This is a genomic window from Lactococcus sp. S47 (assembly GCF_016517475.1).
Lineage (GTDB): Bacteria > Bacillota > Bacilli > Lactobacillales > Streptococcaceae > Lactococcus > Lactococcus lactis.
The window spans coordinates 242,085-252,373 of the sequence record NZ_JACVUB010000003.1 but is presented as its reverse complement, the minus strand read 5'-3'; the positions used below and the strand labels follow the sequence as shown (position 1 = coordinate 252,373).

4 protein-coding genes are annotated in these 10,289 nt (G+C 36.9%); all 4 read right to left on the bottom strand.

What is annotated here, in order from left to right; genetic code table 11:
- The coding region (locus tag IAE52_RS04970; RefSeq protein WP_200136724.1) for a KxYKxGKxW signal peptide domain-containing protein at nt 1-5,322 on the bottom strand (5,322 nt) is incomplete at its 3' end.
- 467 nt (nt 5,323-5,789) lie between these two features.
- On the bottom strand, nt 5,790-7,226 hold the full coding sequence (locus tag IAE52_RS04965) for a glycoside hydrolase family 1 protein (protein ID WP_033900932.1): 1,437 nt from the start codon (nt 7,224-7,226) through the stop codon (nt 5,790-5,792).
- A 47-nt stretch (nt 7,227-7,273) separates the two neighbouring features.
- On the bottom strand, nt 7,274-9,184 hold the full coding sequence (locus IAE52_RS04960) for a beta-glucoside-specific PTS transporter subunit IIABC (RefSeq protein WP_109991059.1): 1,911 nt from the start codon (nt 9,182-9,184) through the stop codon (nt 7,274-7,276).
- A 100-nt stretch (nt 9,185-9,284) separates the two neighbouring features.
- The gene (gene licT / locus IAE52_RS04955) at nt 9,285-10,124 is read right to left on the bottom strand and encodes a BglG family transcription antiterminator LicT (RefSeq protein ID WP_021722748.1); all 840 of its coding nucleotides are present in this window, start codon (nt 10,122-10,124) and stop codon (nt 9,285-9,287) included.
- Nucleotides 10,125-10,289: the final 165 nt, after the last annotated feature.

Sequence of the window (10,289 nt, the reverse complement as noted above, 5' to 3'; positions counted from 1 at the left end):
GCCACCATCTGTGCTTGATGTTGGGTTTGTTGTTCCGCCTGAACTTGAGCCACCATCTGTGCTTGATGTTGGGTTTGTTGTTCCGCCTGAACTTGAGCCGCCATCTGTACTTGATGTTGGATTTGTTGTTCCGCCTGAACTATCCGAATTAGCATTTGAAGAAGCAACATAGCTTGAAGCTGCTGAAGCATCTGATTCAGCTTGACTTGCAGCATATGATGCGGCTTCAGCTTCACTTAATGCTTGTGAAGCAAGACTTGATGCTGCTATTGAGTCTGCCATAACTTCTGACCGATAAGAATCAAAGTCAGGATCACTACTAATAGCTGCAGATCCAGCTTGATTTGCTTCTGAGCTTGCTTTATCAACAAGTGATTGCGCTTGACTTGCATGATCGCTTGCTTGACTCGCTAATGAGCTTGCTGTGCTTGCTGATGTTGAGGCATCTGAGGCAAAGCTTTGGACATTAGTATCATCTGGATATTGACTTGCAAGAGAACTTGCTGTTGAGGATCCAGATGAGGCTTCATTTGAAGCTTCAGATGCAATACTTACTGCAGATGAAGCTGTACTTTGTGTTTCATCCCAAAGAGGTGAGACATAAAGACCATTTCCTGAATTACCAGTCAAAGGATCCCCAACAGAAAAGTCAGAAGTCAAGAATGCATTTGCATATTGACTCAAATCAAGTCCAGAGAATTTAAAGATATTTTCTTTAGATACGCCATCAGCTCCAACTTTGATAGACACATTGATAGTGGCAATTGCTTTACCATCTGCGTACAAAGTAGCAGTTCCATCTTGAGTAGAACTTGGCATATCCGCATTCCAAACATCAAGAACAGCATAAACTGTTTGATTTGTGCTTGCTGGAAGATTTTCTCCTTGTTCGTAGGCAAGTGTATATCCATAAGAACCTGTGAACTCTTGACCAGTAGATGGATCAGTTGATTCGTAGGTAAATGTGATTGGGCTTCCAGCTGTATCAACTGTTGCCGAACTTGCAGTTCCAGTTACAAGTGCATATCCTGAAATTGTAGGTGCTGAAACTGTTTCTCCAGCATACTTATCATAGGTATATGAACCGATTGATGTACCATCAGAGGTTACAGCATTGATGACCCCTTGAATATCATCTGTATTTACTTGATAAACAACTGAAGTATATTGGGTTTGGCCTGGTGCTGCTGATACCCCTTGAACTGCTCCTAAAGCGTTTGCAGTAATTACTGTTGTTTCTGGAACAAAAGTATTATCTAATTGTCTATCAGTTATAGCTGCAGATTGACCTTCATAATAATAATTAGCTGTTTTTAAATTCTCTAAAATTTGTTCTGTTGGATCGTTAAATGTCAAACCAACTGCAACTGTCGCAAGTCCAGTTGCTGAATAACCTGAACTTGTTAAAATTTGTTGAACAGCTGAAGACATAGCAACAGACATTGCACTAGAAGCTCCTGATAGAATGCCATTAGATTGAGTAACTACATTCATGGCGGACGTGTCAGCTGCTACTGAACCTGTTGCATTATTTGCAGTATTCAACATATTTTGGAAAATCGTGTTAATATTTCCTTGAGCCGTTGCAATATAACTACCTGCAACAGAAGCTGTATTAGTATTCGTTGATAAACCGTAAATTGCGAGGGCGCCTGATAATGCAAGATATTTTGCATAGGCAAGATTTACTCCAAGGTTAGATTGCAAATCACCTGCTGCAATTGCATTAGAAACTGCTGCAGAAAGATTGATTGGCATTAATCCAGCAATATTGGATGAAGATAAGGCTGCTGCGGAAACTTTTGTTGAAGCTTGGCTTGCTTGTGCTGTAGAAACAGCAATAGGAAGTGTAGATACGGTATTGGCTGCCAATGTCGCCTGACTAATTAAGTTAGCCATGATATTTGAAATATTTTGACTAACCGCTGTTGTATATGAAATCCCATCGGCATTGATCGTTAATGTACCATCAGTATTCATTGTTACAGGTACCAAAATAGATTGTGTATAAATACCATTTGTTCCCTTAACTACAGCTTTAGCATTTGTTGATAAACCATCCAAAGTCGTTTGTGCTGCATTTACTGTTTGTTGATAAGAAAGTAATGCGTTAATTAAAGCAGATAAGGGTTGCTGTGCTTGAGTTGCTGCTTGAGCTATCGAATTTCCAAGCACTGCTGTTGTCGCTTGAGTAATATCTTGATAGTTATTTAGTCCTAGGATATCGGAAATTTTAAAAGAGCCAAAAGTAGGACCTGTAATTGGGATTCCAACGTTCACAACATAATCCATCAAAGCATTAAGTTGATAGGTTTGCAAATCTTCTGAATAGATATTATATAATGCACCATTATTATTATAAACAGTAACTTGAGTCGTTCCTGTTCCTCCAGCTACTGGCGTTACATTTCCATTAATATCGATATTAAATGTGGTAGCATTATTTACTGCTCCTAATAGTGAATATGTTGGCGTTCCAATCAAAGCTGTGGTTGCTTGTGATGCTGCAACAACTGCTGCGGAATTCATCAATTTATTTGCTTGGGAAGCGCTCAATTGAGTTATAAGTTGTTGAGTATTGGTTGTATCAATTAATAGATTTGATGCTCCAACCATTTTAAGCATGTTATTTTCTGCTTGTTGAGCTGTATAAAGCTGTAATGCAAGGCTAAGTAATGTCGAATTCGTTGCCGTCGCTAAAGAGTCAACTGCTACTGCTGCGGCACCATAAGAAGCAACTCCTGAACTAAAGGCTGTATTCACAAGTGATGTTGCTGATGAATTACCTGTAAACTGAACAGAAACTAAGGCTTGCGAATCTTGGGTCGTTTGATAATTTCCATAAGTTGTTGTCAAAGCATTGTTAGAACCAAGCGAAGCAATTGTTTGATTGTTTGCAACTACAGCTGAGGATAGCGCAAGAATATTCCCTAATTCAAGAAATTCAAGGGTTGACCCTGTTTGAGCAGTAATTAAAGCTGAAAGACTTGTTAAATTCGTGTTATTAGTGAAAACTGCAGTTGACGCGGTAGCTGCCGCTGTTGATGCCATATCATATAAAGATTGCGCAGTTTGTTGAACTGTAGCCAAACTTGAAGCAATTGTACTATAAGAGTTAGCAATATTAGCATATGATGAAGCTAAGCTTGTATTCGATTGTGTTTGATATGAGGATGCAATTATTGAATAAGAAGTTGCTAAAGAATTTTGCATTGCAATTCCAGCACTTGCAGAAGCTGCTACAACCGAAGCTGAGGAAAGTATCTCACTCTGTTCATCAAAAGTAGTATTTGCAGTAGACGCATTAGATGCAAATGTAGAAGCGTTAGCAAAATCATCTGCTTGTGATTTTTGTAAATCATTATATGCCGCTACAGATGACGCAATTGCTGTACCTGAATTATTAGTTGCAATGGAATCTGTAATTGAAGTAGCGATTGAGATATAAGCAGACTGTGCTCCATCAAGTAAGACTGACTCTGAATGAATAATAGTAATATAAGAGTTAGCAATACTATTAAAAGCTGATTGTGCTGCCGAAGCTGAATTTAACAGTGAAGATGCCGAAGTTGCTACTGAAGTTGCCGATGAAACTATAGAACTCATGGTTGTCATTGTGACATTAGCTGAAGAATATGCATTTGAAGCTTGTACATAGGCTCCAGAGGCATTAACCGCGGCTGTACTATATGAATTAGCTATCAAACCATAAGAACTTGCAAGTGAGGCATATGAAATATTGTTAGGATCAGAATCAGCAGCTGATTGGGCAGCTGTAGAGGTTTTTGCTCCACCGATGTCTGTAATCGGAGGAAGATATACACCAGCAACAATCGTCCCCCCTGCTGCTTTATAAGCGGAATCATAGGCACTTTGGGCGTATGATGAAGCTACGCTTGATGTATAGCTTGAAGCCAAACTTTCCCAAATATAATTACTTGTTGTTGCAAGATTTGCTGCCGATTGACCTGCGGCTACTTGAGAAGTAAAAGTGCTAGTAGCTGATGAAGTATAGCTTGATAAGCCAGCAGAGTTAGCCCCAATTGCTGCTACTGAAAAAGCAGATTGTTTATTCATTTCAGATGAATTCGAAATGGCATTTGAAGAAGCTACTGATGCTGTTGAGGTTGCTGATGAAACTACTGAACTTGCAGAAGAAATCGTTGTTGTAGCATTTGATGCAGCTATCGCATAAGAACCCGCAGATGACATATTTTGTAGTGCAAGCAGTGAACTTGCTGTATAGCTGGCTTGGATAGATGTCAGGGTTGCACTCAGTAGAGAATAAGCAGAGCTGTAGGTTAATAAATTATCAGATGTCGCTACAGCTGAAACCAGCGCAAAAGCTGATGAAACATTACTAGCTAAAGAAGATAATACTGTAGTGGCACCATCAGAAATTAAGACTGCTGTTTCTGAGTAATATGCAGATTCGATAGAAGCATTTGATTTACGAAGTGCATCAATCATTGAATTATTTGCCGCTACTGAAGAAGCTGTAATTGTATTTGCTGTTGAAGTTGCTGTAAAACTTCCGGAAGATGGCTGACCGCTTGTAAGTTTTGTGTATGTCCCACCAGCAAGTTGAGCTGTCGCTCCTCCTGCAGAGGACTGACCAGAATCCGTACCAGGAGTTGTAATTGTTACAGCAGCTACAGAATAACCTGCTTGTGTTTGGTCAGTCGATGGCGAAACAGTCCATGAATAAGAACCATCAGAAAGCGTAGAACCTGAATTTGAAATTGACTGAGTTGCTTTAATATCAACTGTTGTTTGTGAAGCTGCTCCAGAACCAGCTGTTACTGCTCCATTTGAATTCAAGTTTGTCGAAGAGGTTGTATTAATCGTTCCTCCACTTGAAGCAGTAGATGAACTATTGATACCAATTGTTGTTGCTCCGCCAGTACCGTTTGTGTTTTGTGAGTTACTCGTTTCTGGTGCGCCAATTGGATTTCCAGAATTATTATCTTGCTTAAGTACAGCACTTGAAGAATTTACTTGTGCATCAGTATAACTACTCGGATTTGCTGAAGATTTTGCCACTGTATTAGCTGAATTTGCTACAGAAGCATTATCAGCCCCAGCTGTAGCATTTGATCCAAGTCCACCAGTTGCAGTGTTTTCTGCTCCAGTTGTTTTACCTGTTGAAGTTGAAAGAACTTGGTCAGCAAAAACGCCATGGGAAGAGGAAGCAATTGCTCCACCTGAAACTACTAAAGCAAGGATAGACGAGGCATAGAGCCATTGTTTTCCTGATTTCCAAGTTCTAAAATTTTCATGAACTTGCGCATTTTCAGGAATTTTGAATTGATTGTTTTTCATCAGTTCTCCTTTGTTCGTCATAATATTTTTTAGAGTAAATATTTTTATTATGACTAGTGAATATTCCAATAATTTAACATATGATAAGTTTCAACTAAAACTACTAAAAGTCATTGTGACTTCTTTCAATAAACAGGGAAGCCCCTAATGGTAACATTACTTATTCTCATCTTCACGCCTCTTTTCTTTTGACTTAGTTCAATGATTATTTCCATGAATAAATGTAAAATGATGTATTTTCAGCCTTTATGAAAGAATAAAAACCTTATCAGGAATATGTACAAATTCCTTTTGATAAATTATACAACTTTCTTTCTTTTATTTCAATATATTTCTTTTAGATTTTTTGTTTTTATTTTAAATAAACATAGTATTTCATAGAATACATTTTGATTTTACCTTTCATTTAATTATCTTTTGAGTTAACAATTAAAAAAACCTCATCATATTGATGAGGTTTCTATCTTTTACATGTTAGTACCGTTTGAAGCAATTACTTCTTTATACCAATCAAATGATTTTTTCTTAGAACGTTTTTTTGTTCCATTTCCTTCGTCATCTAAGTCAACGTAGATGAATCCATAACGCTTACTCATTTCTCCTGTAGATGCTGAAACTAAATCAATACAGCCCCAAGGTGTGTAACCCATTAGGTCGACACCATCTTCAACTGCTTCATTCATTGATTGAATGTGTTTTTTGAGATAATCAATACGATAATCATCTTGTATCGTTCCGTCTTCTTCTACTTTATCAATTGCACCTAAGCCATTTTCGACAATGAAGAGCGGGACTTGATAGCGACCGTATAAATCATTAAGGGCGTAACGAAGTCCGTCAGGGTCAACTGCCCAACCCCATTCGCTTTCTTTTAAGAAGGGATTTTTAACTCCTCCAAGAACCATATTTCCTGAAGCTTGAACGCCTTCCCCTGTTTTTGATTCTACAGTCGACATATAATAACTAAATCCTATATAATCAACTGTTCCTTCTTTTATTATCTTTAGATCTTCTTCGGAAATTTCAAGTGCATCTGCATTTACTCCGTGTTTACGGTGAAGTCGATTCGTAAATGCGGGATAGGCTCCTCGAACTTGTACATCATTACAGAAATAATTAAACTCTTGAATGCTTTCTTGTGTTGCTAATTGATTTACTGGGTTTGCATCGAACGAATAAGTTGTTGAATAAATACTCATACAACCAATTTGTAAACTCTTATTCAAGTCATGCCCAAATTTTACAGCTTGAGCACTTGCAACAAATTGATTATGCCAAGCTTTGAAAACATTAGTTTTATCATCTCCACCATTAGATGGAACAAGTCCTTGACTTAAGCCTGAAAAGAATGTTGCTGAATTGATTTCATTAAAAGTCATCCAATATTTCACTTTGTCTTGATAACGTTCTAACAAAACTTTTGCAAAACGGACATAAAATTCGATTAGTTCGCGATTTTTCCATCCTCCATATGTTTTAGCTAAATTAAGTGGCATTTCATAGTGGGAAATTGTAATCACTGGTTCAATTCCATATTTCAAACACTCATCAATTAGTTGATCATAAAAAAGCAAACCTTTTTCATTTGGAGTTGTTTCATCTCCCATTGGAAAAATTCTTGACCAAGCTACCGAAAAACGGTAAGCTTTAAATCCCATTTCTGCAAATAATGCAATGTCTTCTTTAAAATGATGATAATGATCAATTCCATCATGATTTGGATAAGTAAAATGTTCAGTATCAATCGTCCAATCAAATTCCGGACTTGCAAGAATTGCCAATCTTTCTTTACCTCCTGGCATTGCATCTGCTACTGAGAGCCCTTTGCCATCTATATCATAAGCACCTTCTAATTGATTTGCTGCCGTTGCTCCACCCCATAAAAAGTCTGTTTTAAATGTCATTTTATAATTTTCCTATCTAATTTTTAAAGTTTTTCATCAATGCTATTTTAAACTGGATTTGCCACTAATTCAGTTGTTTGTGCATTAACTGCAGTTAGTAACACTTCATTTTGATGAATCGTCGATTGATTTGTAACTAGAATGTCCATATAATCCTGAGTATTTGTTACAATGATTGGAACTTGAGTACTGTATCCCGCATTTTGAATACGCTCAATATCAAACTTGAGGAGTAAGTCACCTTTTTTTACACTCTGTCCTTGTTTTACAAAGGTTTCAAAGTATTTTCCTTCAAGTTGGACAGTATCTATTCCGATATGAATGAGAAGTTCAGTTCCCTCATTTGAAATTAAACCTACTGCATGTTTAGTTGGGAACAAAATCATAACCATTCCATCAAATGGAGCACGAACCTCACCTAGTGTTGGTTCAATCGCTGCTCCTTTGCCCATTACACCTGCAGAAAAGGCTGCATCTTTAACTTGTGATAGTGAAATAACTTTTCCTTCAAGAGGGCTTCCAATTATTTCTTTATTCGTTTTTTGTTTATTAAATTTTTTGTCAGGGATTGGATTTTCAATAACATCATCTTCAAATCCCACAAGATAGGTTACTACAAAGCCTGCTATAACTGCAACAGCTGATACAATCATCATTTTAATCGCGCCTGAAACTTCACCTGTAAGGGTAATATTAGATGTAAAACTGAAGATTCCCAAAGCTCCCATTGTATAGGCTTTAATTCCCAAGGCCATGGCAACAGCTGATAAAATTCCACTTACGATACATGAAACCCAAAATGGACGTTTCTTAGGGAGGGTAATTCCGTAAATTGCTGGTTCTGTAACACCAAACCAACCAGAAATAAAGGCTGGTATTGCTAATTCACGAAGTCGTTTGTCTTTTGTTTTTAACATCACTGCTCCAACAGCTCCAGTTTGCGCAAACGATGCAACACTTGCGGCAATTAAAAGCGCGGTTGGTTCTCCTTTTGCTAATGCGATAATTGCAAATGGAACAATTGCCCAATGTAATCCAAACATGACTAAGACTTGCCAAGCAAATCCTAGCACTAAACCAAAGATAATAGGATTAAATCCTTGTAATGCTAGTAAACCTTTACCTAAAGCATCTGAAGCAAGATTCATTACTGGTCCAATAACTAGGAAGCCTAGAGGAATTGAGATGATTGCCGTAAAGAATGGTGTCAAGAAAAGCTTTACTACATCAGGAATAATTTTCTTTAACTGGTGTTCTAAAAATGCTGCAAATGCTGTAATGGCAATAATTGGCATTACAGAAGACCCGTAGCCAGCAGTTGGTACTGAGAAAGGAATTCCAAAGAGGCTTAATCCACCACTTTCTGCAAATGTTTTTGCAACTGTTCCGTCTACAAAACCTGGGTAAACAAGTGCTGCGGCAATCATCATTCCAACAAATGGTGAGCCATTAAATTTTTTCATTGAAGTATATCCAATGAAAATTGGTAGGAAGAGAAATAGACCATCACCCATTGCATTAAAAACAGCATAGGTTGCAGACGCTTGAAAACTTTGTCCCAAGGCAAAGGATAAAATTGCATTAACCCCTTTAATCATACCCGCTGCTGCTAATGGAGCTAATATTGGTTGGAAAATTCCTGAGATCAATTCCACAAATTGATCGAAAAGGTTTCCTTTTTGTGCAGAGTCTGCTGGTGAGGTATCAAGTACCCCAAGGACAGCATCTACATCTGCACGCACTTCTGGTACATGATTCCCAATAACGACTTGGTATTGGCCGCCAGATTGCATTACTGTAACTACACCATCCATATTTTTCAGGACATCGGTATTTGCTTTTTTCTCATCTCTGAGTTTAAAACGTAACCGTGTAATACAGTTAATCACTGAGATGACATTTTCTTTGCCACCTACATTTGCTACAATGTCTTTTGCAAGAGCTTCATATTTGCCCATTACAAACCTCCAAAATAATATATTTTTTAGAGGTTTCGCCAACTTAATGTCACGATCCAATTGTTACCATAGTTGATGATGACTAAAGTCATCTTAAAAATTAATCTTGTATTTTTTCTAAAATACGTGCTAGATGAACGGTCATATATATTTGTTCATTTTGAGAAACTTCGTACGACCTTGTCTGTTTAAGAAACTCACTGACTTTTTTTGTTCCTATGTATGCTCTTGGGTATTTTCTGGTTATTAGAAGGAATAAGTCTTCATCGGTGCTTTCATCACTTTTTGTATTAGAAAGTATTCTTTCGGTGAAAAATTTAAGGTGAGTAATGAACCTTTGAAAATAAATATCTTGCTCATTAAAGTTTACTTGTAAAGTATACTTTAGAGTTGTTAATATTTCTTCCATTAATTTTGTTAATTCCGTTGCATATTCATGACCACTTCCCAGGGTTCCATTAACAATGTGCATGGCCAGAAAACCTGCTTCATCTTCTGGAAGTGAGATATTAAGTTTTTCTTGAACTTTTTGAAGTGTTTCAAGACAAAGTGCAAATTCTTCTGGAAAAAATCTCTTAATATCCCACAAAAGAAAATTTTTAATAGTTATATTGTCTTTTTCACGAATAATTGCTGCATTTAAATGGTCAGCGAAAGCAACCAATACGGTATCAGAAATTGTTTTATCAAATTTTGTTTTTGCTTTTGCTAAAGTTAAAATCGAAAGTTCTACGATTCCACTTGGAATTTCCGAAAGTAATTCTGAAAAATTCTGTTGCTCAGAAGTTACTTTTAATGCAAAAATTTTTTCAATTTTTTTGTCTTCAACAACTTCACCTGCTTTTTTCCCAAATCCTAAGCCTAAACCCATAAGAATGGTTTCTTCATTATCATTTTGAGCAATGACTACATTATTGTTCAGAACTTTTTTGATTTTCACATTCTTCTCCATTTCACAAAAATAGACCTTATCCCCCTATGACTATAGGTTTGATAAGGTCTAGCTTAACTTAATAATCACTATCCAATTTTTTGTAACCGTTTTATTTAATAAAAGTATACCATTTGTAAAGTGGACTGTCAAGGATATATGGTTTTATTAATT